The 24,337-nt window shown below is 67.4% G+C and carries 23 protein-coding genes and 1 riboswitch; of the genes, 7 read left to right on the top strand and 16 right to left on the bottom strand.

All coding sequences use genetic code 11. The features are described from left to right. Positions 1-44: 44 nt before the first annotated feature. The 3 genes from XcuCFBP2542_RS04055 to XcuCFBP2542_RS04045 are packed head-to-tail and all read left to right on the top strand — an operon-like array spanning position 45 to position 3,564. Positions 45-1,775 carry a penicillin-binding protein activator gene (locus XcuCFBP2542_RS04055; protein WP_104602336.1) on the top strand — a complete coding sequence of 577 codons (1,731 nt, stop codon included), beginning with the start codon at positions 45-47 and terminating at the stop codon, positions 1,773-1,775. A 5-nt stretch (positions 1,776-1,780) separates the two neighbouring features. Beyond that, positions 1,781-2,149 (top strand): YraN family protein, encoded by a 369-nt coding sequence (locus XcuCFBP2542_RS04050; protein ID WP_104602335.1) that lies wholly within the window; start codon positions 1,781-1,783, stop codon positions 2,147-2,149. 29 nt (positions 2,150-2,178) lie between these two features. Continuing rightward, entirely contained in the window at positions 2,179-3,564 is a 1,386-nt protein-coding gene (locus XcuCFBP2542_RS04045) for an FAD-binding oxidoreductase (protein ID WP_104602334.1), read from the top strand. Between the two features lie 127 nt (positions 3,565-3,691). Here the strand turns inward: XcuCFBP2542_RS04045 and XcuCFBP2542_RS04040 are convergent, their stop codons facing one another. Beyond that, positions 3,692-4,393, bottom strand: a complete 702-nt coding sequence (locus XcuCFBP2542_RS04040) for a TetR/AcrR family transcriptional regulator (protein WP_104602333.1) — start codon at positions 4,391-4,393, stop codon at positions 3,692-3,694. A 50-nt stretch (positions 4,394-4,443) separates the two neighbouring features. Between XcuCFBP2542_RS04040 and XcuCFBP2542_RS04035 the strand changes: the two genes are divergently transcribed. The 3 genes from XcuCFBP2542_RS04035 (at position 4,444) to XcuCFBP2542_RS19790 (ending at position 6,964) form a co-directional block, all read left to right on the top strand. Next, positions 4,444-5,526: an aldo/keto reductase gene (locus XcuCFBP2542_RS04035; protein ID WP_208800454.1), complete on the top strand. Its 1,083-nt coding sequence runs from the start codon at positions 4,444-4,446 to the stop codon at positions 5,524-5,526. Positions 5,527-5,806: 280 nt separating this feature from the next. Continuing rightward, positions 5,807-6,334 carry a hypothetical protein gene (locus tag XcuCFBP2542_RS19795; protein WP_211292974.1) on the top strand — a complete coding sequence of 176 codons (528 nt, stop codon included), beginning with the start codon at positions 5,807-5,809 and terminating at the stop codon, positions 6,332-6,334. Between the two features lie 12 nt (positions 6,335-6,346). Beyond that, positions 6,347-6,964, top strand: coding sequence for a metallophosphoesterase (locus XcuCFBP2542_RS19790; protein WP_211292973.1), 618 nt, complete (start codon positions 6,347-6,349; stop codon positions 6,962-6,964). Between the two features lie 150 nt (positions 6,965-7,114). Here XcuCFBP2542_RS19790 and XcuCFBP2542_RS04025 read toward each other — a convergent pair whose 3' ends face one another. The 11 genes from XcuCFBP2542_RS04025 to XcuCFBP2542_RS03975 all read right to left on the bottom strand — a co-directional run bounded on the left by XcuCFBP2542_RS04025 (position 7,115) and on the right by XcuCFBP2542_RS03975 (position 19,601). Further along, positions 7,115-7,831 (bottom strand): response regulator, encoded by a 717-nt coding sequence (locus XcuCFBP2542_RS04025; RefSeq protein ID WP_104602331.1) that lies wholly within the window; start codon positions 7,829-7,831, stop codon positions 7,115-7,117. After that, the gene (locus XcuCFBP2542_RS04020) at positions 7,821-10,481 is read right to left on the bottom strand and encodes a sensor histidine kinase (RefSeq protein WP_104602330.1); all 2,661 of its coding nucleotides are present in this window, start codon (positions 10,479-10,481) and stop codon (positions 7,821-7,823) included. The genes XcuCFBP2542_RS04025 and XcuCFBP2542_RS04020 overlap by 11 nt, the downstream gene beginning before the upstream one ends. A gap of 56 nt (positions 10,482-10,537) precedes the next feature. After that, positions 10,538-11,167: a potassium-transporting ATPase subunit KdpC gene (gene kdpC / locus XcuCFBP2542_RS04015; protein WP_104602375.1), complete on the bottom strand. Its 630-nt coding sequence runs from the start codon at positions 11,165-11,167 to the stop codon at positions 10,538-10,540. 30 nt (positions 11,168-11,197) lie between these two features. Next, complete coding sequence (kdpB, locus tag XcuCFBP2542_RS04010; protein ID WP_104602329.1) at positions 11,198-13,246, bottom strand: potassium-transporting ATPase subunit KdpB; 2,049 nt, start codon at positions 13,244-13,246, stop codon at positions 11,198-11,200. A 9-nt stretch (positions 13,247-13,255) separates the two neighbouring features. Continuing rightward, positions 13,256-15,043, bottom strand: coding sequence for a potassium-transporting ATPase subunit KdpA (gene kdpA / locus XcuCFBP2542_RS04005; protein WP_104602328.1), 1,788 nt, complete (start codon positions 15,041-15,043; stop codon positions 13,256-13,258). 15 nt (positions 15,044-15,058) lie between these two features. Continuing rightward, positions 15,059-15,151, bottom strand: a complete 93-nt coding sequence (locus XcuCFBP2542_RS04000) for a potassium-transporting ATPase subunit F (protein ID WP_006452907.1) — start codon at positions 15,149-15,151, stop codon at positions 15,059-15,061. Between the two features lie 461 nt (positions 15,152-15,612). Then, positions 15,613-16,587 (bottom strand): thiamine-phosphate kinase, encoded by a 975-nt coding sequence (thiL, locus tag XcuCFBP2542_RS03995; RefSeq protein WP_104602327.1) that lies wholly within the window; start codon positions 16,585-16,587, stop codon positions 15,613-15,615. 115 nt (positions 16,588-16,702) lie between these two features. Beyond that, positions 16,703-17,182 carry a transcription antitermination factor NusB gene (gene nusB, locus XcuCFBP2542_RS03990; RefSeq protein WP_104602326.1) on the bottom strand — a complete coding sequence of 160 codons (480 nt, stop codon included), beginning with the start codon at positions 17,180-17,182 and terminating at the stop codon, positions 16,703-16,705. Continuing rightward, positions 17,179-17,643, bottom strand: a complete 465-nt coding sequence (gene ribH / locus XcuCFBP2542_RS03985) for a 6,7-dimethyl-8-ribityllumazine synthase (RefSeq protein ID WP_104602325.1) — start codon at positions 17,641-17,643, stop codon at positions 17,179-17,181. The genes nusB and ribH overlap by 4 nt, the downstream gene beginning before the upstream one ends. Positions 17,644-17,862: 219 nt before the next feature. Continuing rightward, positions 17,863-19,002: a 3,4-dihydroxy-2-butanone-4-phosphate synthase gene (gene ribB, locus XcuCFBP2542_RS03980; protein WP_104602324.1), complete on the bottom strand. Its 1,140-nt coding sequence runs from the start codon at positions 19,000-19,002 to the stop codon at positions 17,863-17,865. Continuing rightward, positions 18,999-19,601 carry a riboflavin synthase gene (locus XcuCFBP2542_RS03975; protein WP_104602323.1) on the bottom strand — a complete coding sequence of 201 codons (603 nt, stop codon included), beginning with the start codon at positions 19,599-19,601 and terminating at the stop codon, positions 18,999-19,001. Before XcuCFBP2542_RS03975 ends, ribB begins: the two co-directional genes overlap by 4 nt. A gap of 167 nt (positions 19,602-19,768) precedes the next feature. Beyond that, a riboswitch (FMN riboswitch) is annotated at positions 19,769-19,939 on the bottom strand. A 220-nt stretch (positions 19,940-20,159) separates the two neighbouring features. On the opposite strand from XcuCFBP2542_RS03975, the gene XcuCFBP2542_RS03970 reads away from it, so the two are divergent. After that, a complete protein-coding gene (locus XcuCFBP2542_RS03970) occupies positions 20,160-20,783 on the top strand; it encodes a hypothetical protein (protein ID WP_104602322.1) in 624 nt (207 codons plus the stop codon). A gap of 87 nt (positions 20,784-20,870) precedes the next feature. On the opposite strand, the gene ribD is transcribed toward XcuCFBP2542_RS03970, so the two are convergent. From ribD to glyA, 4 genes are all read right to left on the bottom strand, one after another. Further along, positions 20,871-21,935 carry a bifunctional diaminohydroxyphosphoribosylaminopyrimidine deaminase/5-amino-6-(5-phosphoribosylamino)uracil reductase RibD gene (ribD, locus tag XcuCFBP2542_RS03965; protein ID WP_104602374.1) on the bottom strand — a complete coding sequence of 355 codons (1,065 nt, stop codon included), beginning with the start codon at positions 21,933-21,935 and terminating at the stop codon, positions 20,871-20,873. A 41-nt stretch (positions 21,936-21,976) separates the two neighbouring features. Then, positions 21,977-22,462 carry a GNAT family N-acetyltransferase gene (locus tag XcuCFBP2542_RS03960; protein ID WP_104602321.1) on the bottom strand — a complete coding sequence of 162 codons (486 nt, stop codon included), beginning with the start codon at positions 22,460-22,462 and terminating at the stop codon, positions 21,977-21,979. Further along, complete coding sequence (gene nrdR / locus XcuCFBP2542_RS03955) at positions 22,459-22,983, bottom strand: transcriptional regulator NrdR (protein ID WP_104602320.1); 525 nt, start codon at positions 22,981-22,983, stop codon at positions 22,459-22,461. Before nrdR ends, XcuCFBP2542_RS03960 begins: the two co-directional genes overlap by 4 nt. A 94-nt stretch (positions 22,984-23,077) precedes the next feature. After that, on the bottom strand, positions 23,078-24,331 hold the full coding sequence (glyA, locus tag XcuCFBP2542_RS03950; RefSeq protein ID WP_104602319.1) for a serine hydroxymethyltransferase: 1,254 nt from the start codon (positions 24,329-24,331) through the stop codon (positions 23,078-23,080). Positions 24,332-24,337 lie beyond the last annotated feature (6 nt).

Here is a 24,337-nt window from a genome sequence, read left to right as displayed (position 1 = left end):
TTTTCCACGGACCGCCCTGGCGGCCCCTGTCCAATGGATCTGAAATGAACAAGCGTGTTGCAAGGATCTCCGCCCTGTCGCTGCTGGTCATGCTGGCCGCCGGCTGTGCCACCAGCAGCATCACCCAGACTGCCTCGCCGACGCAGAGCGCGGCGCTGGCGCTGCTGGACCAGGGCAAGCCGCGCGAGGCGGCGCAGCAGCTGGAAGCCGACGCCGCCAGCGCCAGTGGTGCGCAGCGCAGCCGCCTGCTGGCCGCCGCCGCCTTCGGCTGGCACGACGCCGGCGACGATGCGCGTGCCCGCACGCTGCTGGCGCAGGTCAACGCACGCCACCTGAGTGGCGAAGACCGCGCCCGCTTCGGGCTGCTGACCGGCGAACTGGCGGTGATCGACAAGCAGGGAGCGCAAGCGCTTCAGGCCCTGGGCGACAGTCCACAGGGACTACCCCAACCGCTGCAGACGCGCTGGCTGGTAGCCCACGCCGCCGCGCTGGAAGCCACCGGCGACCTGTTCGGCGCGGCCGCAGTGCGTGCGCGTGCCGATGCCAGCCTGACCGGCACCGCGCGCAGCGAGAACCAGCGCGCCATCGTGCGCCTGCTGGCCGCGCTGGACGATGCCACCTTGAAGGGCCGCACCACCGCGCTGCCGGCCGGCGACCCGCTGTACAACTTTGCTGGGCGCGCCCTCATCAGCCGCGGCCTGGCGCTGCCGCGCGCGTTCGAGCGTGATGCGCAATGGGGTTTCGACACCAGCAAGCGGCCGCCAGCCGAACGCGACGGCTATCGCCCGCCGGTCAAGCTGGGCGTGCTGTTGCCGCTCACCGGCAACCTGGCCACCGCCTCCGCGCCGGTGCGCGACGGCTTGCTGGCCGGCTACTACGCCGAAACCCGCCGCCGCCCGGAGGTGCAGTTCTTCGACACCGCCGGCACCGCCGCCGGTGCCAATGCCGCCTACGACAAGGCCGTGGGTGCCGGCGTCGATTACGTGGTCGGCCCGCTGGGTCGCGACGAGGTCAGCGCGTTGTTCGCGCGCGGCCAGCTCGCGGTGCCGGTGCTGGCACTCAACCGCCCCACCGACAACAAGGCACCGCCGACCGGCAGCGCGGGCTTCTCGCTGGCGCCGGAAGACGACGGCATCATGGCCGCCGAATACCTGCTCTCGCGCGAGCGCCGCAACGTGCTGATCGTCGGCACCAGCGACGACAACGGCAAGCGCACCATCAAGGCCTTCCGCGACCGCTTCAGCGAGCGCGGCGGCGCTGTCGCCGGCAGCATCAGCGTGGCCGATGCGCCCGGCGACATTGGCGCGCAGCTGCGCAATTACGGCACCGCCGACGCGGTGTTCCTGGCCGTGCGCGGCAACACCGCCCGCGCGCTGGCACCGCAACTGGCGCTGGCGGGGTTTGCCGGCAAGTCGCGCGTGGCCACCTCGCAGCTGATCGCTGGCACCGGCAAGGCCGAGGACGACCTGGCACTGGACGGCATCATCTACCCCAGCGAAACCTGGACCGCGCTCGGGGTGTCCGGCCTGCCGGCGGCCAGCCAGGTGGCCAGCACGCTGCCCAGCGCGCGCGGACCGGCCGCACGCCTGTTCGCGTTCGGCTACGACGCCTGGAAAATCAGCGCGTATCTGGAAAAACTCGCCACCGGTAGCGATGGCGGGCTGCGTGGCGCCACCGGCACCCTGCATCTGGACGGCTTCGGCAACGTGCTGCGCACGCCGGCCTGGTCCACCTTCAACGGTGGCCGCCCGGTACCGATCGCCGACGGCCGCTGAGGCCCATGCCGGCAGCGCGCCAGCAACGCGGGGCGGCGGTGGAAGCGGCGGCCTGCGCGTTGCTGCAGCAGGCCGGCTTGCTGCTGGTGGTGGGCAATGCCAACTACCGCGGCGGCGAACTGGATCTGGTGATGCGCGACGGCCAGATGCTGGTGTTCGTGGAAGTGCGCTACCGCCGCGATGCCCGCTTCGGCAGCGGCGCGGCGTCGGTGGATCTGCGCAAGCGCCGCAAGCTGGTATTGGCCGCGCAATTGTTCCTCGGCGCACACCCGGCGCTGGCATCGCTACCTTGCCGCTTCGATGTGGTGGACGCCAGCGGCGAGCCGCCGGTGCTGAACTGGATCCGCGACGCCTTCCGCGCCGACGATTGCTAGATGACTCCCAACGCACGTAGCGACCTGCGATGACCGACCTACTTCCCACCATGCTGTCCGGGTTATTGGCGACCCGGCTTGGACCCGACGGCTGGCTGACCGGCGACGACGCGCGCCGCCGTTATGGCGAAGACGATTCGCGTCGCTGGGCATTGCCCGCCGCCGTGGCGCTGCCGCGCGATACCGAGGATGTTGTGGCCATCGTGCAGGCCTGCCGCGCGCATGCCGTGCCGATCGTGGCGCGCGGCGCGGGCACCGGCACCACCGGCGCGGCGGTGCCGTTTTCCGGCGGCGTGGTGATCTCGATGACGCGCATGAATCGCATCGTGGCCTTGCGCCCGGAAGACCGCTGCGCCGTGGTGCAGCCCGGCGTGCTCAATGGCGATCTGCAGCAGGCCTTGCAGCCGCATGGGCTGTTCTGGCCGCCAGATCCATCGAGTGCGGAGATCTGCAGTATCGGCGGCAATCTGTCCACCAACGCCGGCGGCCCGCGCGCGGTGAAGTACGGTACTACCCGTGACAACGTGCTCGGCCTGGTGGCCGTCACCGGTGCCGGCGAAGTGATCCGCTGCGGCGGTGCCTACACCAAGAATTCCACCGGCTACGACCTCACGCATCTGTTGATCGGCAGCGAAGGCACCCTGGCGATCATCGTCGAAGCGACCTTGAAGCTGACCCCGCGCGCGGTGGCGCAGGCGGGGCTACGCGCGTTGTATCGCGACGCAGCCAGCGCGGCGGCGGCGGTGTCGCGGGTGATGGCGCAACCGACCACGCCGACGATGCTGGAATTCATGGATGCCAGCGCGATTGCGCTACTACGCCGCAACGGCAGCGATGTGCCCGAGGCCGGCGCGATGCTGTTGATCGAAGCCGATGGCGATCACGACACCTTGCCCTACGCACTGCAAGCACTGCACGCCGCCGCCGATGGCGAGGGCGTGCTGAGCCTGGACATCGCCGCCGATGGCAGCGCGCGCGAAAAACTGTGGGCCGCGCGCCGCGCGCTGTCGCCGGCACTGCGCACCATCAAGCCCGGCAAGATCAACGAAGACGTGGTGGTACCGGTCTCGCGCATTCCCGACCTGGTGGCCGGGGTGGAGGCGCTTGCTGTGGAATGCGCGCTGCCGATCGTCGCCTTCGGCCATGCCGGCAACGGCAACCTGCACGTCAACATCATGTACGACCCCGCCGATGCCGACGAAGATGCACGCGCACACACTGCATTACCGCGGCTGTTCGCATTGGTGCTCTCGCTGGAAGGTACGCTCTCCGGCGAGCATGGCATCGGCGTGGCCAAGCGCGATTTCATGACCCAGGCCTTCAACCCGGCCACGCTGGCGGCGATGCGTGCGATCAAGGCCGCGCTGGATCCGGATGGGATCTTGAATCCGGGGAAGGTGCTGCCGGACGCTTGAGCCACGACATGCACAGTTGAGCGACGATGCAGCCGCGGTCATGCGTTCGTGCACTGCGGCGCGGCCTGGAATCGTGACCGTCCGAACGTCATCGCCAGGCACCCAACTAAACTGGCACCTCAACCGGCTAGCGCTCGCCCTGGACGTGGCGGTCGCCTGGCTCGCTCGCCGCCGGCGCATTGCACAGCGCCGGCAGCAGCAGGCCATCGAGCATGCGGACCAGGAACGCCAGGTCGAACGGTTTGCGCTGGATCAGCACCCGATACGCGGCCATCGACGGCACCACCTGCGCGGCGCACTCGATGTCGGCATGCGCAGACAACTCGCCGCGCGCGAGTGCGCGCCGCATCAAGACACGATTGGCCACCACCCACGGCTCGACGATGGCGGCATTGCCCGCGTCGGCCAGCTCCGGGTGCTGTGCCAGCACAGCCGCCAGCCCGGCCATCAGTTGCAGCGTGCGCTCCCCCTCCTTGACCGAGCTGGGCTTGAACAGGGCGAGCAGGTCTCCACGCAGCGTTCCGGTGTCGGGTAGCGCGGCGGGATCAACCTGGCCGCGCTTGGCGTGCGCAACCGCGTCCACCACCAGGTCGGCCTTGGATTTCCAGCGCCGGTAGACCGTGGCCTTGCCGGCCTTGGCGCGCTGCGCCACCAGATCCATCGTCATGCCCTCGTACCCGTGCTCGGCAAGCACGTCGATCACGGCATCGAGGATGACAGCGTCGCGCCCGTGGTCACGCCTGCGGCCGCGTGCTGTTGCGACGGCTGCGGGGTCGTGCGGCGGCGATGGAACATGCAACGGGTTGTCCAACGGTGTTGTCTTTTTCATGAATAAATACGGTACCGATTAGTTCCGGAACTTGCAATTCTCGTTTATGCATGTCTTCATGGCGCCACTCACCAACGACCGGAGACACGGAAATGCGCTACAACAGATTAGGAACGACAGGGCTGTTTGTCTCCGAACTGAGCCTTGGCTCGATGACTTTCGGCATTCCGGAAGCCAAGTATGCGGCCGCCGGCGGCCTGGACCAGGCTCAGGTGGACGCGCTGGTCCGCCGCGCGTACGACGCCGGCATCAACCTCATCGACACCGCCAATGTCTATTCCAACGGCCAGTCCGAAGCCATGATCGGGCGGGCGCTGCAGCGGCACGGTATCGCACGGCATGAGGTGGTGCTTGCGACCAAGGCTGCGCACGCCACCGGCGCCGGGCCCAACGACGCCGGCACCTCGCGGCATCACCTGATGCATCAGGTCAAGCAAAGCCTGAAGCGCCTTGGCACCGACCACATCGATCTGTATCAACTGCATGGCTGGGACCCGGCAACGCCGATCGAAGAAACCTTGCGTGCACTCGACGATCTGGTGCGGCAGGGGCATGTGCGTTATGTCGGCGTGTCGAACTGGGCCGCGTGGCAGGCGGCCAGGGCACTGGGAATCGCCGAACGCCTCAACCTGACCCGCCCACAGGTCTATCAAGGCTACTACTCGCTGGCCGGCCGCGATGCCGAGCGCGAGCTGGTGCCGCTGCTCGCCGCCGAGCAGATGGCGCTGCTGGTCTTCAGCCCGCTGGCGGGCGGCTATCTCACCGGCAAGTACCGCCAGGGCCAGCAGGCAGGCCGTCGCGCCACCGTCCCCTTTCCTCCGGTGGATGAGGCCAGGGGCGAGGGCTTGCTCGCAGTGATGGATGAGGTGGCCAGCACGCATGGCAGCACACTCGAAGCGGTCGCGCTGGCCTGGCTGCGGCAGCAGCCGGTGGTGACCAGCATCGTGCTGGGCGTCACCTCGGTGCAGCAGCTGGACGCCAACCTGCTGGCCAGCGATGTGACGTTGAGCGCGGACGCATTGGCTGCCCTGGACCAGGCAAGCGCACTTCCCCCCGAATATCCTGGCTGGATGATCGCCAATGGCAGTGCTGCGCGCGATGCATTACTGGCGACCGGCATGCTGCCCGGCTAGCGCATGTCGTGTCAGGTGAGAGGCCTGTGCTGGCCTTCGGCGCAGCAGGCATCGCATCGCTGACACGTTCGACCTCTGCCGCGCCGCTACCGCATGAGGCGTCGTGCGCGGCGGCCGGGTCGATCGCGATCCGTGGCGCACCTTGGCTTGGCGCGCACAGACCGCTTGCCGCTGCATTTGGCATATCCCTACCGCAGGCAGTTTTCGCCAGCGACCCGGAAATGGCGCACGCACGCATCCGGCCCACACCTTCGCAGCCCAAGGCCGACCATCCGACTGCATGGCCTGCGCCATCCTTCGCCTCCAACCGACGAAACCTCCAATGTTCCATATAGTCTTTGCGCTCCCGTCCATCTACGTCATCGGCAGATTCCTCTGGCCGCTGCCATGGTCACCGGCACTGAAACTGGCTGTCGCGGCGGCATTGCTGCTGGCCTCGCAATACCACCTGTATTGCCGGCTCTCTTCCGGCAGCGTGTTTTCGCCGGAGATGCCGCGCAGCCTGGTGATCTTCTTCAACTGGGCATTTGCCGCGATCCTGCTGCTGGCGTTGCTGCAACCCCTGCTCGATCTGGTCGCGCTGGCCGGCTGGCTACGACGCCACCCGCTCACGGTGCCGGCGGGCCTGCGCTACGCCATCGGCCTTGGCGCCTGTGTTCTGGCTGCCGTGGGCGTGCACCAGGCGATCCGCGTGCCGGCGGTCAAGCAGGTCGAGATCCGGATCAGGAACCTGCCGCCGCAGTTCGACGGCTACACACTGCTGCAATTGACCGACCTGCACATCAGCCGGCTGTTCGACGCGTCCTGAGCCCAGGAGGTGGTGAAACGCGGCAACCGTCTGCAGACCGATCTGATCGTGGTCACCGGCGACGTCATCGACGGCAGCATCGAACACCGTCGCCAGGACGTGGAGCCGTTACGCGCGCTGCACGCACGCGACGGGGTCTACTTCATCCCCGGCAATCACGAATATTTCTTCGAGGCCACGGCATGGACGCGCTACCTGAGCACGCTGGGCATGATTCCGCTGGAAAACAGCCATACGGTGCTACGTCGCGGTGATGCCGCGCTGATCATCGCCGGTGTCACCGATCTGTCCGCGCCCGAGGCGGGCCTGCCGCCACCGGACCTGCACGCCGCCCTGCACGGGGCACCGCCGCACACGCCCATCGTGCTGCTGGACCATCAACCCAGGCAGGCACGCCAGGCAGCGGCGCAAGGCGTGGACGTGCAACTGTCCGGCCACACGCATGGTGGTCTGATCCTGGGCGTGGACCGGTTGTTCGCGTTGGCCAACGCGGGCTTCGTGTCGGGGCTGTACGAGGTCGCGGGCATGCAGCTGTACGTCAACAATGGCACTGCACTCTGGCCTGGACTGGCATTGCGGTTGGGTCGCCCATCGGAGCTGACCCGGATCACGCTGCGTCGCGCACCGTAGACAAGCGTGCGCGCTCCATAAGCACGTAGCAGCACTGCTTGGCCGGGGCGGCAGCCATCTCGGTCGGGCAGCATCGACGCGGCGGCAACTGCATCCGGTCTGCGCGCGTATCGCCGCAGGCTGATTCCTGCGTGCCATCCACGCCTGCGCTCAGCGCGCCACACCGATAAACCGCAGCCCCACGCCCGGTTCGGTGACGATGTAGTGCGGGTCGGCGGCATCGTCGTGCAGTTTCTGGCGCAGCTTGCCGACCAGGATGCGCAGGTAATGGGTGTCGTCTTCGTGGGTGGGGCCCCACACTTCGCGCAGCAGTTGCGGCTGGGTGACCACCCGGCCGGCGTGCTTGAGCAGCAGCGCGAGCAAGGCGTATTCCTTGCGGCTCAGCGGCACCGCTTCACCATTGAGGCTGACTTCGCGCAAGCCCAGATGGATATGCAGGCGGCCGTCGTCGAACACGCTTTCTTCCACCGTGCTGCCGGCACCGGACTGGCGCAGCAATGCGCGGATGCGCGCCATCAATTCCTGCACGCCGAACGGCTTGGTCACGTAGTCGTTGGCACCGGCGTCCAGCGCGGCGACCTTTTCGGTTTCGCCCGCGCGCACGGTCAGCATGATGATCGGCACGCTGGACCACTGGCGGATCTCGCGCAGCACCTCGTGGCCGTCGCGATCGGGCAGTCCGAGATCCAGCACCACCAGTTCGGCGCCCTGCCCGGCCAGCGTGGCCAGGCCTTCTTCGGCGGTGCCGGCCTGCAGCACGCGGTAGCCCTGGGCGCGCAGGCTGATGTCGAGAAAACGGCGGATCTGCGGCTCATCGTCGATGATGAGGACACGGGCGGGGGGGATGGCAGTGGCGTCAGTCGGCATCAGGGCGGGGTGGCGCGGCAGGAACGAGCAACGGCAGCGTAATGCGAATCGTGGTGCCCTGACCATGCGCACCGGCCAATGCCTCCACGCTGCCGCCGTGCGCGCCGATCATGCCCTGGCAGATGGTCAGGCCCAGGCCGGTGCCGTGGCGGCCGCGGTCGCCGCGCTCCACGCTGTAGAACATGTCGAAGATGCGTGCACGCTCGTCTTCGGGAATGCCCGGCCCCTGGTCGCCGATGTCAATCTGCAGGGCACCGCTGCGCAGTTGCGCCTGCACGGTGACGGGCATGCCTGGCGGCGAAAATTTCGCCGCATTTTCCAGCACGTTGAAGATGGCCTGCTCCACCAGCGCCGGGTGCACCCAGATCGCCGGCAGATCGGTGGCCAGCTCCAGTTGCAGGCGCACCTCAGGCTGGTAGCGCTGCAGGCGGCGGGTGGCCGAGCCGATCAATTCGTCCACGCCGATCCAGTCGCGATTCAAGGTCAGCCCGGTGTGGCCGAGCCGGGTCATGTCCAACAGGTTCTGGATGTAGCGGTCCAACCGTTCGCCTTCGAGCTGGATGGTGTCCAGCAGCGCGTGGCGATCCTGCGTGTCCATCGCATCGCCATAGCTGGCCAGGCTGCTGGCCGAGCCGATCATCGAGGCCAGCGGCGAACGCAAGTCGTGCGAGACCGACGACAGCAGCGCCGAGCGCAGGCGCTCGGTTTCGCCGCTGACGCGCGCGCCTTCCAGGTCGGCGACCAGGCGCGTGCGCAGCGCGGCTTGACCGATGTCTTCCACCATCGCTTCGGCCAGCCGACGCTGCTCCAGCCCCGGCCGCTGCACGCCCTGGCGCAGGCGCAGCGCGGCCACGCCGAGGGTGCCGCGCTCATGGCGTACCGGCAGGCACCACCATTGCGCGCCGGCCAGGGTGTCGGTGAAGCGCCCGGCCGGCTGGCCGTGGCGCTGGGTCCAGTCGGCAGCGCTGCGATCCAGTGCACCCAGGCTGGCCGGCGCCTCGCTTTCGCGCTGTTCCAGCCGCAACCACACCTCGGCGTCCAGTGCGGTAGTCAGCGCACGCCGCCCGGCCTCCAGCACCTGCCCCAGGTCGGCGGCGGTGCTGAGCTGGCGGCCCAGCGCCTGCAATGCATTGGCGTGCGCATTGGCCGCGCGCAGCGCCAGCACCTGGCTGCGCAGGCGCGAAGCCAGCCGCCCGGCCACCAGCGCGGCGAGCAGAAACAGGCACACCGTGACCACGCCCTGGCGGGCGCTGATGTGCAGGGTGAAACGCGGTTCGATGAAGAAGAAGTTGTAGGCGACAAAACTCAGCAGCGCCGCGATCACCGCTGCGGCCATGCGCGTGCGCGAGGCGACCAGCACCACCGCGACGATGAACACCATCGACAGATCGTCGATATCGGTCCAGCGTTGCAGCAGCCAGGCCACGCCGACCGCACCGGCGGCCGCGATCGCCGCAAACGCCAGGTCGTAGCGTTGCAACCAATTGCGCGGATTACGCCAGCGTTGGCGTGCGCGTGCGCGCGCGTCGGCGGAGCTGACGATGACCAGTTCGTAATGCGCGCCTCGCTGCAACAACTGCTGGGTCAGCGTGCGATTGAACATGCGCGCCAGCGGGCGTTCGCGCGTGCGCCCCAGCAACAGCGTGGACACACCATTCTGCGAGGCGTAATCCAGCAGGGCCTCGGCCACGTTGGCGCCGTGCAGCAGCGCGGTATCGCCGCCAAGCCGGCGCGTGAGCGCGAAGGCGCGGTCGATCTCCAGCTGCCAGTCGGCATCGGTGACGGTGCGTGTCTGTACCGTCACCACCGTCCACGGCGCATCGCGGCGTTCGGACAGGCGCCGCGCCACCCGCACCAGATATTCCGAACTACCGCGCCCATCGATGGCCACCACCACGCGGCGACGCAACGCGGCCGTGCCGGGTAGCCCGCGCGCGGCCTGGGTGTCGCGCAGATCGCTGTCGACGCGGTCGGCGGCGGTCTGCATCGCCAGCTCGCGCAAGGCGGTGAGATTGGACGGCGAAAAAAACGCCTGCAGCGCCTGGGTGGCCTGTTCGGGCAGATACACCTTGCCCTGCTGCAGGCGCTCGATCAGTTCGCGCGGCGGCAGGTCCACCAGCACGATGTCGCGCAGGCGGTCGAAGACCGCGTCGGGCACGGTTTCGGACACGCGTACGCCGGTGATGCGCAGCACGATGTCGTTGAGGCTTTCCAGGTGCTGGATGTTGACCGTGGTGTAGACATCGATGCCGGCATCGAGCAATTCCACGATGTCCTGCCAGCGTCGCTCATGCCGGCTGCCGGGCACGTTGCGGTGGGCCAGCTCATCGATCAACGCCAGCTGCGGTTTGCGCGCCAGCAATGCATCCAGATCGAGCTCTTCCAGTACCCGACCCTGGTAGTTCACGCGCATGCGCGGCAGCAGCGGCAGACCCTCCAGCAGCGCAGCGGTTTCGCTGCGCCCATGGGTTTCCACCACCCCGGCCACCACGTCCATGCCCTGCCGCAGACGCTCGCGCGCCCGCGACAGCATGGCGTAGGTCTTGCCCACGCCCGGCGCAGCACCCAGGAAGACCGTGAGCCGCCCGCCGTGTTCGCGTTGCAGTTCGCCGATCAGTGCGTCGGCTTGTTGGGTGCGGGCGTCGGACATTCGGGAATCGGGAATCGGGAATCGGGAATCGAAGAGCTTATCGCGGCCCGGCAATGCTAGCGCTGTTGCGTTGCCCCATTCCCGACTCTCGATTCTCCATTCCCAGCTTCATCCAAAGCCAGATTCAGCGCCAGCACATTCACTCGTGGCTGCCCAAGCAGGCCGAACTGGGGTTGCTCGGTGGTGGCCTGCAGGAGTGAGGCGACGCGTTGTTCCGGCCAGCCGCGGGCGGCGGCGATGCGGCGGACCTGTACCTGTGCGCCGGCCGGACTCAGGTGCGGGTCCAGGCCGCTGCCAGACTGGGTCAGCAACTCGCCGGGCACCGCGTCCGGGGCGATGCCGTCGCGTGCGGCGACTTCTGCTCGGGTGGTGGCAATGCGCGCCTGCAGGTCCGGATTGGAACGCGCCTGGTTGCTGCCGGAGGCGGCGGTGGGATCGTACTTGGCCGCCGACGGGCGCGGCTGGAAGTAACGCGCATCCGTGAAGGGCTGCGCCACCAGCGCCGAGCCCACCACATGCGCTTGCGAGCGCACCAGCGAGCCCTGCGCCTGCGCCGGGAACAGCGCGCCGGTGATGCCGGTGGCCACCAGCGAATACGCCAGGCCCAGGCCGAGCAGCGTGAACGCGGCAAGGCCAATGGAGGCGCGCAGGACGCCATCGTCGCGCAATGGCAGGGAGATAGACACGGCAGTGCTCTTGGAAGAAGTGGTCATGACTCAGGCTCCCAGGGTGGCGGCCAGCGCCAGGTCGATCAACTTGATGGCCACGAACGGCAGCAACACGCCGCCCAGGCCGTAGATCAGCATGTTCCGGCGCAACAGCGCGGTGGCGCTGGAAGGACGAAAACGCACGCCGCGTAGCGCCAGCGGAATCAATGCCGGAATAATCAAGGCATTGAAGATCAGCGCCGCCAGCACCGCATGCCGCGGGCTGGAAAGCTGCATCACGTTGAGCGCGGTCATCGACGGAATCGCCGCGGCAAACAGCGCCGGCAAAATCGCGAAGTACTTCGACACGTCATTGGCCAGCGAGAAGGTGGTCAATGCGCCGCGGGTAATCAGCTGCTGCTTGCCCACTTCGACCACCGCCAGCAGTTTGGCCGGATCCGAATCCAGATCGACCATGTTGCCGGCCTCCTTGGCCGCCTGCGTGCCGGAGTTCATTGCCAGGCCAACGTCGGCCTGCGCGAGCGCCGGTGCGTCATTGGTGCCGTCGCCAACCATCGCCACCAGCCGCCCGCCGGTCTGCTCGGCACGGATGCGTGCCAGCTTGTCTTCCGGGCGTGCCTGCGCGATGTAGTCGTCCACGCCGGCTTCGGCGGCAATTGCGGCGGCGGTGAGCGGGTTGTCGCCGGTAATCATCACCGTCTTGATGCCCATCGCCCGCAGTTGCGCGAACTTTTCCTTGATGCCCTGCTTGACCACGTCGCTCAGTTCGACCACGCCCAGCACGTGCCGGCCTTCGGCCACCACCAGCGGCGTGGCGCCGCCGCGTGCGACTTCCTCGATGCGGCCCTGCAGTTCCGGCGACACCGTGGCGCCCTGCGCCTGCACATACGCCACGATCGCATCGCCGGCACCCTTGCGGATGCTGCGACCGCCCAGATCCACGCCGGACATGCGGGTCTGCGCGCTGAAGGCGATGAAGTGCGCGCCATCCGGCTCCACGCCCACCGCACCCTGCTGGCGCGCCAGCTTGACGATGGACTTGCCTTCCGGCGTGGGGTCGGCCAGCGAGGCCAGCATGGCCGCATCACGCAGTTGAGCCCGGTCGATGCCGGCCAGCGGATGGAACACGGTGGCCTGGCGGTCGCCGTAGGTGATGGTGCCGGTCTTGTCGAGCAGCAGCACGTCCACGTCGCCGGCCACTTCCACGGCCTTGCCGGACTTGGCCAGCACATTGGCCGACAGCGCACGGTTCATACCGGCAATACCGATCGCCGGCAGCAGGCCACCGATGGTGGTGGGAATCAGGCACACCAGCAGGGCGATCAGCAGCAACGGATCCAGCGTGACGCCGACAAAGCCCGCAATCGCCGGCAGCGAAGCCACCACGATCAGAAAGGTCAACGTCATCGCCGCCAGCAACAGGGTCAAGGCGATTTCGTTGGGCGTCTTCTGCCGGTTGGCGCCTTCCACCAGCGCGATCATGCGGTCCAGGAAGCTGTGGCCGGGCTCGGCCGTCACCTTGAACACGATCTCGTCGGACAGCACCCGCGTGCCGCCGATCACGCCGCTGCGGTCGGTGCCGGCTTCGCGCAGCACCGGTGCCGATTCGCCGGTCACCGCCGCTTCGTTGATGGTGGCAAGACCGCGCACGATCTCACCATCGGCCGGGACGAATTCGCCCTCGGACACCATCACGTAGTCGCCGGGGCGCAGCTCGGCCGCCGGCACCCGCGTTTCGCGGCCGCCCAATGCGGTTTCCACACGCCGCGCCACCAGGTCCTTGCGTGCACGGCGCAGTGATGCCGCCTGGCCACGGCCACGCGCTTCGGCGATGGCTTCGGCGAAATTGCCGAACAGCACCGTCACGAACAGGATCGCAGTCACCGCCCAGCCAAAGCCGGCATGGCCATGCCCGCTGGCGGTAATGACCGCCGACAGCAGCGTACCGCCCATCACCACCGCCATCACCGGGCTGCGGATCAGATGCCGTGGCGACAACTTGACGAAAGCCGCACGCATCGCCGAGGCCAGCACCGCCGCATCGAACAGCGCGATGTCACCGCGCTCGCGTTTTTCCATTGTATTGATCGTAGACATTGCTCAGTCTCAGGACGCCGCCAGGGCGAGATGTTCAGCGATGGGGCCCAGCACCAGTGCCGGCATGAACTGCAGCACGGTCAGCACGAGCACGATCGCCATCAGGGTCAACGCAAAGGTGGGCGTTTCGACATGCAGGCTGCCGGCCGATTCGGGCGCGCGCCGCTTCACCGCCATACGCGCGGCCACCATCAACGGCAGGATCAACGCCGGGTAACGGCCCAGAACCAGCACCACCGAGCAACTCAGGTTCCACCAGTACGTGGCATCGCCCAGCCCTTCGAATCCCGAACCGTTGTTGGCGAACGCCGAGGTGTACTCGTAGAACACCTGGCTGATGCCATGGAAGCCGGGATTGGAGTTGGCCGTGACCGCAGGCACCGCCAAGGCCACCGCAGTGAAGCCCAGGATCACCAGCGGCTGCAACAGGATCAGCAACGCCAGCAGTTGTACTTCCCGCGCTTCGATCTTGCGGCCGAACAGCTCCGGCGTACGCCCGGTCATCAGGCCGGCCAGGAACACGCTCAGCAACAGATACACCACGAACTGCTGCAGGCCGCAGCCGATACCGCCCCAGATGGCATTGATGAGCATGTTCACCAGGGTGACCAGGCCGCTCAACGGCGCCAGTGAGTCGTGCATCGCATTGACCGACCCGTTGGAGGTCTGCGTGGTCAACGCCGCCCACAGCGCCGAGGCATCGGCACCAATGCGTACTTCCTTGCCTTCCATCAAAGCCGGCGAGGCGACACTGCCCGCATGCGATTCGGACCACAGCAGCAGCCCCGTACTGGCGGCCGACAGTGTCAGCATGGTGCCGAATACCAAGGCGGTGAGCCGCTTGCGTCCGGTCAGATAGCCGACCATGAACACCACGCTCATCGGCAGCAGGACGATCGCCAGGGTTTCGAGAAAATTGCTCAACGGCGTGGGGTTTTCCAGCGCCACGCTGCTGTTGGGACCATACCAGCCACCACCATTGGTACCGAGCTGCTTGACCGCCACCATGGCCGCCACCGGGCCTACCGGGATGGTCTGCTTGGCCATGCCGGCGCGGCTGTCCAGCGGCGTGGCGGTAGTGGCGCCCTGGAAGGTGGACGGCACGCCCTGCCAGCCCAGTAGCACGGTCCACAGCAGGCACAGCGGCAGCAACACGCGCACGCTGGCCCGGATGACATCGGCCCAGTAATTACCGACGTCCGCTTCGGGCAGCGCCTCTGCGCGGGAAACCGACGGCTGACGACCCTGGCGCGCCAGCGCCTTTGCATCGCCGAGCCCGGCCGTGGTTGCCTGGCCGCTGGTCTCCGATGCCACCCCAGCGGCTCGCCCACCGAACAACGCACGCAGCGTCGCCACCGCGAGCGCCAGGCCCATCATCGGCGTCACCACCTGCAGACCGACGATGCCGGTCATCTGCGACAGGTACGACAGCTGAGCCTGGCCCGAGTAGTGCTGTTGGTCGGTGTTGGTGACGAAGGACACCATGGTGTGCAGCGCGGTATCCCACCGCATGTTGACGATGCCATCCGGGTTGAACGGCAGCCACGCCTGGGTCATGAACACCCCCCAAGTCAGCAGACCGACCACCAGATTGCTGACCAGGAACGCCACGGCGTACCCACGCCAGGACATGCCCTGCTGCGGACGGGTGCCGAGCAAGGCGTACAACGGCCGCTCGATCAGCCCGAACACGCCATCGCCCCGCATGGGGGCACCACGCATCACCGCCGCCAGATACCGGCCTGCGGGCCACGCCAGCACGATGGCCAGCGCGTAAACAAGAAAGGTCTCAGTCATTGCAGCGCACTCGCATCAAAAGTCTTCGGGTCGCAATACCACGTACAGCAGGTACGCAGCGGCAACGAGTACGGCCACGCCGCACAGCAGGGACAACCAGGCAGGCATGTCGTTTACTCCCCGGAACGCGCGCAACGGCGCGAAAAAGTGAGACGGCCCGCGCATTCAGGCAGCCGGGGCATGAAAACAGGGCAAGGCGCTGCCGCACCGCGCGCGCAGCGCCGGTGGAGCAGACTGGTCAAGGGATGCATCGGGATCGTCCACGGCGGAACCGCTCCGCCAACTCGCGCAGTGTCTTCCCGTGCTGCGTAAAGTCGCTAGGACCTGCCGTGGGCAGTGCGTAAATTCTGCATAAAAGCCGCTCGACGGCGGATTAGCCGCTGCACCCGAAGGGCGGATGCGGGCAGCCGTCGTGCGCGGATGCAAGATCGGCCCGACGTCAAACCAGGCGCTACCGCCTCAGCTGCAGCGCACCCAGTGATTCGCTCTGCGGCACCGTCTCAACACAGCGCTCCAACGCACCGCGACCCACCGCAGCATCCACGCTGCACACGCGCCCACCCCACGTATCAGCCGACGAAATGCTGATACCCGCGCTGGGCTGGCTGCCAGGGCTTGCCATCGGCGTCGTGCACCACCACGCCCGATGCGGCCACGATCCGGCCGATGCGCGTGGCGGTCACGCCGGCCATCGCCATCGCCTGCGTCACGGCATCGCGCTGCGGCGGGGCGGCGGTGAAGCACAGCTCGTAATCGTCGCCGCCGCCAAGCTGCCAGCCGAGACAGGCCAGCGCATCGATGCCATCGCTGTGCAACATGGGCGGCAGCGTTGAAGAAAGTATCTGCGCGCCCACACCGCTGCGCTCGCACAGGTGGCCCAGATCGGCCAGCAGGCCATCGGACACATCCACGCAGGCATGCGCAAGCCCACGCAGCTGCAAGCCGGCCTGCACGCGCGGCTGCGGACGCAGCAGACGGCCACGCCAGGTTTCATGCAATGGATCGGCCGCCACCTGGGTGACATCCAGCCGACCGGCCTGCCACAGCGACAATGCCGCGGCGGCCTCGCCCGGCGCCCCCGTGATCCACACGTCATCGCCCACGCGCGCGCCATCGCGACGCAACGCCGCGCCCGGCGGCACGCTGCCGATGGCGGTCACCGCGCACGACAACGGCCCGCGCGTGGTGTCGCCACCGACCAATGCAATGTCATGTGCATCGGCCAGCGCAAAGAAGCCATCGGCAAACCCGTCCACCCAGGCCAGATCGTCGCTGGGCAGCGACAGCGACAAGGTGCACCAGCGCGGCTGCGCGCCCATCGCGGCCAGATCGGAGAGATTTACCGCCAGCGTCTTCCAGCCCACATCGGCGGCCAGCGTCTCACGCGGAAAATGCACCCCGGCATTGAGCGTATCGGCGGTGATCGCCAACTGCTCGCCGGCCGGCGGCTGCACCAGCGCCGCATCGTCGCCGATGCCCAACGGCACATCGGCGCGCGCGGCAATACGGGCGCGCAGACGGGCGATCAGATCGAATTCGGGCATGGTGACGGGAATGGGGAATCGGGAATGGGGAATCGCAACTGCATCGGGACATCGCGGAAACGCAGGCTTTTACGATTCCCGATTCTCCATTCCCGATTCCCGATTCCCGCGGCGCTCAGGCGCCGCTGACGCCCGACTCGACCTTGCGCCACTCCACCGCAGCGCGATCCAGCACGCCGTTGACGTAGGTGTGGCCGTGTTCGGAGCCGAAGCGCTTGGCGGTTTCGATCGCTTCATTGATGACCACGCGGTACGGCACGTCCTGCCGGTACAGCAGCTCATAGGCGGCCAGGCGCAGCACCGCGCGCTCGATCGCATCGACTTCTTCCACGCCACGGTCCAGGTACGGCGCCAGCGCGGTGTCCAGTTCGGCACGGTTGGCGATCACGCCATCGACCAGGCTTTCGAAGTACGCCAGATCGGCCACTTCGTGCGCCTGCTCATGCGCGAACTGGGCGATCACCTGCTTGGCGAATCCGCCGGAAATCTGCCAGGCATACACCGCCTGCAAGGCGCGGCGGCGCGCACGCGAGCGCAGCACCGGGTCGATGCCGTCGCGACGGCCGTGGCGGGCATGTCCACCGGACTTGCTCATGGCAACAACTCCATCAGGTTCACCAGTTCCAGCGCGGCCAGCGCGCATTCCTCGCCCTTGTTGCCGTGGCTGCCGCCGGCACGCGCCTCGGCATCTTCCACGCGCTCGACCGCCAGCACGCCGTTGAGCACCGGCACGCCGGTCTGCAACTGCACGCTCATCAGGCCTTCGGCGCACAGGTCGGCCACGTGTTCGTAATGGCGCGTATCGCCACGGATCACGCAGCCCAGCGCAATGATCGCGCCATGCTGGCCGGATTGCGCCACGCGGTTGGCGGCGATCGGGATTTCCCAGGCGCCGGGCACGCGGATCACGTCGATGGCGTCCTCGCCAATGCCGTTGCCGGCCAGGCTCTGGCGCGCGCCGGCAACCAGGACGTCGGTGATGCGGGCGTTCCAGCGGCTGGCGATGATCGCAAAGCGCGTGGTGGTGGGGCGAAGATCGCCTTCGTAGTGGGTCATGCGGGTCGGCAACTCGAGGGGGCGGGAAGTTTAACAGCTGCCGGGGTCAGCCCCGACGGGCAGCGGCGCAGCACGGCCTGCCCAAGCAGGCCCGGCCTGAGTGCCAGATGTGGCCACGCCGTGGATAACCACGACCGGCCGATGGCCGGGAATGCAGGGTGGCCGGCGTGAGGGCTCCAGGACTGCGCCAGGGTCAGGCCCTGGCGCAGCAAGCGTTGCTTACGGCACCGCCTCGGGCGGTACCGAGCGCATGCCTTCGCCCGGATGGCATTCCAGGTACTCCACCACTTCCAGCCCGAAGCCGGCCAGGCCGACCTGACGGCGCGGCGTCCCCAGCACGCGCAGCTTGCCCAGGCCCAGTTCGGCCAGGATCTGCGCACCGGCGCCGTTGCGCCGCCACTGGCTCACGTCCTTGGCGTTGGCAGCGGCCTCCGGCTGCTGGCGCAAGCGTGCCAGCAACGATTCGCTGTCGCGCGGGGCCGACAGCACCACCATCACGCCCTGCCCTTCGGCGGCGATGGCACGCAAGGCGTCGGTAGCGGCCACGCCGAAATCCTCGCGCTGCCAGTGCAGCAGGTCGGCCAGCGGGTTCTCCACCTGCACCCGCACCAGCGTGGGCGTGTGCGGATCGGCCGTGCCGCGCACCAGGGCGAAATGCAGGTCGTGGGCGATGCGGTCGCGGTAGGTCACCAGCTGGAACGGCCCGAACTCGGTGGTGATCGCGCGCGCATCCAAGCGCTCGACGGTGTGCTCGTTGGCCAACCGGTAGGCGATCAGGTCGGCGATCGAGCCCATCTTCAGCCCATGCTCGCGCGCGAACACTTCCAGCTGCGGGCGGCGCGCCATGCTGCCGTCGGGGTTGAGCACTTCCACCAGCACGCCGGCCGGCTCCAGCCCGGCCAGCATCGGCAGGTCGCTGGCCGCTTCGGTGTGGCCGGCACGGGTCAACACGCCGCCGGGCTGGGAAATCAGCGGAAAGATGTGCCCCGGCTGGCTCAGATCCTGCGGCTTGGCATCCGGACGCACCGCGGTGCGCACGGTGTGTGCGCGGTCGTAGGCGGAGATGCCGGTGGTCACGCCTTCGGCCGCTTCGATGCTGACGGTGAAGTTGGTCTGGAACTGCGCGGTGTTGTTGCGCACCATCGGCGCCAGCCCCAGTTGCGCGCAGCGTTCGCGCGTCAGCGACAGGCACACCAGGCCACGCGCATGGGTGACCATGAAGTTGATGTCCGACGGCTTGACCAGCTCGGCGGCCATGATGAGATCGCCTTCGTTTTCGCGGTCTTCGTCATCGACGATCACCACCATGCGCCCGGCACGCAATTCTTCGATCAGCTCGGGAACCGGTGCGAAGTTCATGCCGCACCCCGCGTACCAAGCAGGCGTTCGACATAACGCGCCACCAGGTCGATTTCCAGATTCACCGCCGCGCCCACCGCAGTGGCGGAAAACGCCGTGTTGGCCACGGTATGCGGGATCAGCGCGACCTCGAAGCCGGCATCGTCCACCGCGTTGACGGTGAGGCTGACGCCATCGACGCAGATCGACCCCTTCTTGGCGACATACCGCAGCACCTCGGGCGATGCGGCAAAGCGCCAGCGCTGCGCGCGGGCGTCGCCGTGTACCGATTGCACCTGCCCCAGGCCATCGACATGCCCGCTGACCAGATGGCCGCCCAGCCGGTCGGTGGGACGCAGTGCGCGTTCGAGATTCAGCACCGCGCCTTCGGGCAGCGCGCCCAGCGTGGTCAGCGACAGGGTTTCGGTAGACGCATCGGCCTGGAAGCTGGTGGCATCGAACGCGATCACGGTCAGGCACACGCCATTGACCGCGATGCTCTCGCCCAGTTGCACGGCGTCGAACGGCAGGCTGCCGGTCGCGAAGGTGAAACGCACATCGCCGCCCTGCGGCTGGCGCGCGACCAGGCGGCCGACGCCTTCGATGATTCCGGTGAACATCAGCGCGCCCCCATCTGCAGCAAGCGCTGCGCGGACGTGGGGCGGTGGAAGGGTGCAGTAAAGCGCAACAGGTGATGCAAAGACATCGTCGTTTCTCGCAGGAGTTGAGCGAAAAACGCCACCAGGCAAAGCAAACAGGCGCGCGCGCAGCCGCAGGGCTGCACGTTGGCCGTCTTCTTTCATCCGGACTATACCGTCGGCTCCGGCATCGGACCGGATCTGCTGACCTTGGCCATCATGCCCTCACAGGGGCGGATCGACGGCCAAGCGCTCGCGGGCTCGCACGCTTGCGCGTGCCTACCGCCGGTGGGGAATCGCACCCCGCCCTGAAGACGTTCGTAAGTGCCGGCAAACCGGCAGGCCAAGTCTACCAGCGCTGCAGCAGCGCCATGCCTGCCCAGGAGGGCATGCCTGACAGAACGCTGTGTCATGTCGGGAAATCCCCCATAGCCAGCATTGTGAAGGTTCTGTTAAGTTACGCGCCGCGACGGGAGACGTCGCCCACTCGTCCCGCCTTCGAGATGAAGACACGGACATCCAATTCGGAGAGACCACTCAATGCGTACCACCTTGATCCTGGCCGCCCTGCTGGCCGCCGCGCCGTTTGCGGCATCTGCTGAAGGCCTGAGCTACAGCTACGTCGAAGGCGGCTGGAACCGCACCCACATCAGTGTCGATCAGGATTCCGACGAGATCGACGGCGGCTACATCCGTGGCTCCTGGCAGATTGCCCAGCCGGTCTACCTGCTGGCTGGCTACACCCGCGCCAGCAAGGATTACAACCTCGGCGGCGGCTTTGTCATCGAAGGCACCCTGCAGCAGGCCAACCTTGGGATCGGGTACCGCCAGGAAATGACCGAGCGCGTCGAATTCACTGCCGACATCAGCGTGCTGCGCACCAAGGTCGATTCCGACCTGCGCCTGCGCGGCCGTTCGATCGACAACGCGTCCGACGCCACCAACCTGGGCTTCGGCAACCTGGGCCTGCGCGGCAAGCCCTCGCCGCGCACCGAAGCCTGGGTCAAGGCTGGCTACATCGATGGCAGCGATGTGGACAAAGGCGAGTTCGTCGGCACCTTGGGTGGCCAGGTCAACTTCACCCGTACCTGGGGCCTGGTGGCCGAAGCGCAGTTCATCAACGACGCCAACCAGTACAAGGTTGGCGTGCGCGCAAGCTTCTGATCGTTGCGTCTCGGCGATGACAAGGGGCCCCGCGCGTGCGGGGCCTTTTTGTTTTCGGCGCTTGCAAGCCAAGCCATGACGCGACACCTAGCCGATAGGCATTGGCGTATAACGCAGGCGCACATCCTGCCCCACCTGACGCACATCGAGCAATTGCAGCTGCTGACGCTGCGCCAGCGTTTCGATCTGCAAACCTGCCAACAACGGTCTTGCGGTATCGCCCAGCAACACCGGCGCCAGGTAGACCAAGAGTTCATCGACCAGCCCGGCCTGCAGTAGCGCGCCGCTTAGGGTGGCGCCGGCCTCCGCATGCACCTCGTTGATGCCGCGCCCGGCAAGCATGGCCAGTACGGCCTCCAGATCAAGACGGCCGTCGTGCAGTGGCACCCCGACGAATTCGGCACCGTCGAGCGCTGGCGGCATCACCGCTTCGCCATGCACATACAGCGTCGGCGCATCGCCCTGGCGGATGGTGCTGCAGGCAAGCGTCCGCAGGCCGGCATCCAGGACGACCCGCAGTGGCGGGACGACCGCCGTCTCGTCGCCTAACCGCACCGTCATCGATGGATCGTCGGCCAGCACCGTGCCGGCGCCGGTCAGGATCGCGCCGGCGCGTGCGCGCCAGCGCTGCACGTCGGCACGCGCGTCGCTCCCGGTGATCCATTTGGACTGGCCACTGGCCAGCGCGGTGCGGCCATCCAGGCTGGCGCCCAGCTTGACCCGCAACCACGGCCTGCCCCGCTCCACCCGCGACAGGAACCCGCGATTGAGTGCGCGCGCCTGCGTCTGCAGCACGCCACTGACCACGGCGACCCCCGCTTCGCGCAGCAGCGCAAAGCCGCCGCCGTTGACCTGCGGAAATGGGTCGGCCATCGCGGCCACCACGCGTGCCACGCCGGCCTCGATCAAGGCCAAGGCGCAGGGTGGCGTGCGTCCGTAATGCGCGCACGGCTCCAGGGTGACATAGGCGGTGGCCCCACGCGCCTGTTCGCCGGCAGCGCGCAGTGCGAACACTTCGGCGTGCGGGCCACCGGCACGTTGATGGAAACCTTCGCCCACACAGACGCCATCGCGCACGATCACGCAACCCACCATCGGGTTCGGCCGCGTGGTGTAGGCGCCACGTTCGGCCAGGCGCAGGGCGTTCGCCATCCAGCGGTGGTCGGCGGCGCTGGCGAGGTAGAGGGTGTCAGTCACGGGGGCGTCGTCTCCGGCACGATGCACATCACCACGATCTGCATCGGCCGTAGTAAAAGCGCGGTGTGCGTCTGCCAGCCCAGGCGTCGATAGAACGGTACCAGGACCGGCTGGCAATACAGATACAGCAGAGGGATGCGCAACCCTGCAGCGGCCCGCACGCAGTGCGCCACCAAGGCCTTGCCGATGCCCTGCCCGCGTGCGGCCGGCTGTACGTACAACGACGCCAGCCAGGGCGACCATTGCCCGAGACCGGCGTCATCGCTGTCCAGCAGGCTCACCGAGCCCAGCCAGTGCGAGCGGGCATGCGCAACCCAGGTCGTGGGAATGCGGTCGTCGCGGGTGTGGCTGCGCAGTTCGTCCAACGCTTCGTCCAAGGTCCAGTCGGGCGACAATGCCCCGAACGCCTGCAAGTGCGCCCGGGCAATGGCCGGCAGATGCTCCGGCGTTTCCGCCACGCAGGCGATGCGCATTGCGCTCAGCGCTTGCCGGGTTTGCCGGCACGTTCCAGCGCCGCTTCCAGCAACGGCAGCTGCTCGCTGCCAACCGGAAGTTCGCGTTCGAGCTTTTCGATTTCCTCGCGAAAATCGGCCACGTCCTGAAAACTGCGGTAGACCGACGCAAAACGCACATAGCCCACATGATCGAGCTTGCGCAGCTCGACCATCACGTATTCGCCCACCCGCAGCGAGCCCACTTCGCGTTCGCCGGACATGCGCAGCTGGTGCACCACCGCACGCACCGCCGCTTCGATCTGCTCTTCGGCGACGGCACGCTTCTGCAGCGCGCGGTCGAAGCTGGTACGCAGCTTGCGCGCATCGAAGGCCTCGCGCCCGCCGTCGCTCTTGACCACGGTCGGCAACTTCAGCTCGATCGTTTCCAGGGTACTGAAACGCTCACCGCACGCCTCGCACTCGCGGCGCCGACGAATCGTCGTTCCGTCTTCGGACACGCGCGAATCGATCACGCGGGTGTCGTTGTGCTGGCAGAAGGGGCAGTGCATCAGACGTCCGGGAATAGGGAGAGGGGAATGGGGAATCGGAACAGCAGAGCTATTGCAGCGTTGCTTTTACCATTCCCGATTCCCGATTCCCGCATCAGCCATACACCGGAAATTGCTTGCACTGCGCGGTGACCGCGTCGCGCACCTTGGCCAGCACGGCTTCGTCGCTCGGGGCGTCCAGCACGTCGGCGATCCAGTTGGCCAGGTCGATGCTGTCCTGTTCCTTGTAGCCACGCGTGGTGATGGCCGGGGTGCCCAGCCGCAGGCCGGAGGTGACGAACGGCGAGCGCGGGTCGTTGGGCACCGCATTCTTGTTGACGGTGATGTGGGCCTTGCCGAGCGCGGCTTCGGCATCCTTGCCGGAGACGTCGCGACCGATCATGTCCACCAGCATCAGGTGATTTTCGGTGCCACCGGAGACGATCTTGTAGCCGCGTGCGATCAGCGTGTTGGCCATGGCCTGGGCGTTCTTCACCACCTGCTGCTGGTAGGTCTTGAACGCCGGCTCCAGCGCTTCCTTGAACGCCACTGCCTTGGCCGCAATCACATGCATCAGCGGGCCGCCCTGGATGCCGGGGAACACGATCGACTGCAGCTTCTTCTGCAGCTCTTCGCTCGCCCCCTTAGCGACGATGATGCCGCCACGCGGGCCGCGCAGGGTCTTGTGGGTGGTCGAGGTGACCACATGCGCATGCTCCATCGGGCTGGGATACACCCCAGCGGCCACCAGGCCGGCGACGTGGGCCATGTCCACGAACAGATACGCACCGACGCTGTCGGCAATGGCGCGGAAGCGCGCCCAGTCGATCTTCTGCGAGTAGGCAGAGAAACCGGCCACCACCATCTTCGGCTGGTGCTCGGTGGCGAGACGCTGCACTTCGTCGTAGTCGATCAGGCCCTGCGCGTTGACGCCGTATTGCACCGCGTTGAACAGCTTGCCGGACACATTGACCTTGGCGCCGTGGGTCAGGTGGCCGCCATGGGCCAGGCTCATGCCCAGGATGGTGTCGCCGGGCTGCAGCAGCGCCAGATACACCGCCTGGTTGGCCTGCGAGCCGCTGTGCGGCTGCACGTTGGCATAGTCAGCGCCAAACACCTGCTTGATACGGTCGATTGCCAGCTGCTCGGCAATGTCCACGTACTCGCAGCCGCCGTAGTAGCGCTTGCCGGGGTAGCCTTCGGCGTACTTGTTGGTCAGCTGGCTGCCCTGCGCTTCCATCACCAGCGGGCTGCAATAGTTTTCGCTGGCGATCAGCTCGACATGATCCTCCTGGCGGCCAGCTTCAGCGGCGATGGCCTTGGCCAGTTCGGGGTCGTAGGTTTCCAGTCGGACGTCGCGCGAGAACATGCAAAG

Origin of the sequence: Xanthomonas cucurbitae (assembly GCF_002939885.1) — a bacterium.
Lineage (GTDB): Bacteria > Pseudomonadota > Gammaproteobacteria > Xanthomonadales > Xanthomonadaceae > Xanthomonas > Xanthomonas cucurbitae.
The sequence above is the reverse complement of the archived record's forward strand: the minus strand, read 5'-3'. Positions and strand labels throughout refer to the sequence as shown.

What these genes read in the sequence shown, in the direction of transcription:
- XcuCFBP2542_RS04055 (WP_104602336.1), top strand. Translation starts at nt 45, where the DNA reads ATGAACAAGCGTGTTGCAAGGATCTCCGCCCTGTCGCTGCTGGTCATG.
- XcuCFBP2542_RS04050 (WP_104602335.1), top strand. Translation starts at nt 1,781, where the DNA reads ATGCCGGCAGCGCGCCAGCAACGCGGGGCGGCGGTGGAAGCGGCGGCC.
- XcuCFBP2542_RS04045 (WP_104602334.1), top strand. Translation starts at nt 2,179, where the DNA reads ATGACCGACCTACTTCCCACCATGCTGTCCGGGTTATTGGCGACCCGG.
- XcuCFBP2542_RS04040 (WP_104602333.1), bottom strand. Translation starts at nt 4,393, where the DNA reads ATGAAAAAGACAACACCGTTGGACAACCCGTTGCATGTTCCATCGCCG.
- XcuCFBP2542_RS04035 (WP_208800454.1), top strand. Translation starts at nt 4,444, where the DNA reads ATGTCTTCATGGCGCCACTCACCAACGACCGGAGACACGGAAATGCGC.
- XcuCFBP2542_RS19795 (WP_211292974.1), top strand. Translation starts at nt 5,807, where the DNA reads ATGGCCTGCGCCATCCTTCGCCTCCAACCGACGAAACCTCCAATGTTC.
- XcuCFBP2542_RS04025 (WP_104602331.1), bottom strand. Translation starts at nt 7,831, where the DNA reads ATGCCGACTGACGCCACTGCCATCCCCCCCGCCCGTGTCCTCATCATC.
- XcuCFBP2542_RS04020 (WP_104602330.1), bottom strand. Translation starts at nt 10,481, where the DNA reads ATGTCCGACGCCCGCACCCAACAAGCCGACGCACTGATCGGCGAACTG.
- kdpB (WP_104602329.1), bottom strand. Translation starts at nt 13,246, where the DNA reads ATGTCTACGATCAATACAATGGAAAAACGCGAGCGCGGTGACATCGCG.
- kdpA (WP_104602328.1), bottom strand. Translation starts at nt 15,043, where the DNA reads ATGACTGAGACCTTTCTTGTTTACGCGCTGGCCATCGTGCTGGCGTGG.
- XcuCFBP2542_RS04000 (WP_006452907.1), bottom strand. Translation starts at nt 15,151, where the DNA reads ATGCCTGCCTGGTTGTCCCTGCTGTGCGGCGTGGCCGTACTCGTTGCC.
- thiL (WP_104602327.1), bottom strand. Translation starts at nt 16,587, where the DNA reads ATGCCCGAATTCGATCTGATCGCCCGTCTGCGCGCCCGTATTGCCGCG.
- nusB (WP_104602326.1), bottom strand. Translation starts at nt 17,182, where the DNA reads ATGAGCAAGTCCGGTGGACATGCCCGCCACGGCCGTCGCGACGGCATC.
- ribH (WP_104602325.1), bottom strand. Translation starts at nt 17,643, where the DNA reads ATGACCCACTACGAAGGCGATCTTCGCCCCACCACCACGCGCTTTGCG.
- ribB (WP_104602324.1), bottom strand. Translation starts at nt 19,002, where the DNA reads ATGAACTTCGCACCGGTTCCCGAGCTGATCGAAGAATTGCGTGCCGGG.
- XcuCFBP2542_RS03975 (WP_104602323.1), bottom strand. Translation starts at nt 19,601, where the DNA reads ATGTTCACCGGAATCATCGAAGGCGTCGGCCGCCTGGTCGCGCGCCAG.
- XcuCFBP2542_RS03970 (WP_104602322.1), top strand. Translation starts at nt 20,160, where the DNA reads ATGCGTACCACCTTGATCCTGGCCGCCCTGCTGGCCGCCGCGCCGTTT.
- ribD (WP_104602374.1), bottom strand. Translation starts at nt 21,935, where the DNA reads ATGGCGAACGCCCTGCGCCTGGCCGAACGTGGCGCCTACACCACGCGG.
- nrdR (WP_104602320.1), bottom strand. Translation starts at nt 22,983, where the DNA reads ATGCACTGCCCCTTCTGCCAGCACAACGACACCCGCGTGATCGATTCG.
- glyA (WP_104602319.1), bottom strand. Translation starts at nt 24,331, where the DNA reads ATGTTCTCGCGCGACGTCCGACTGGAAACCTACGACCCCGAACTGGCC.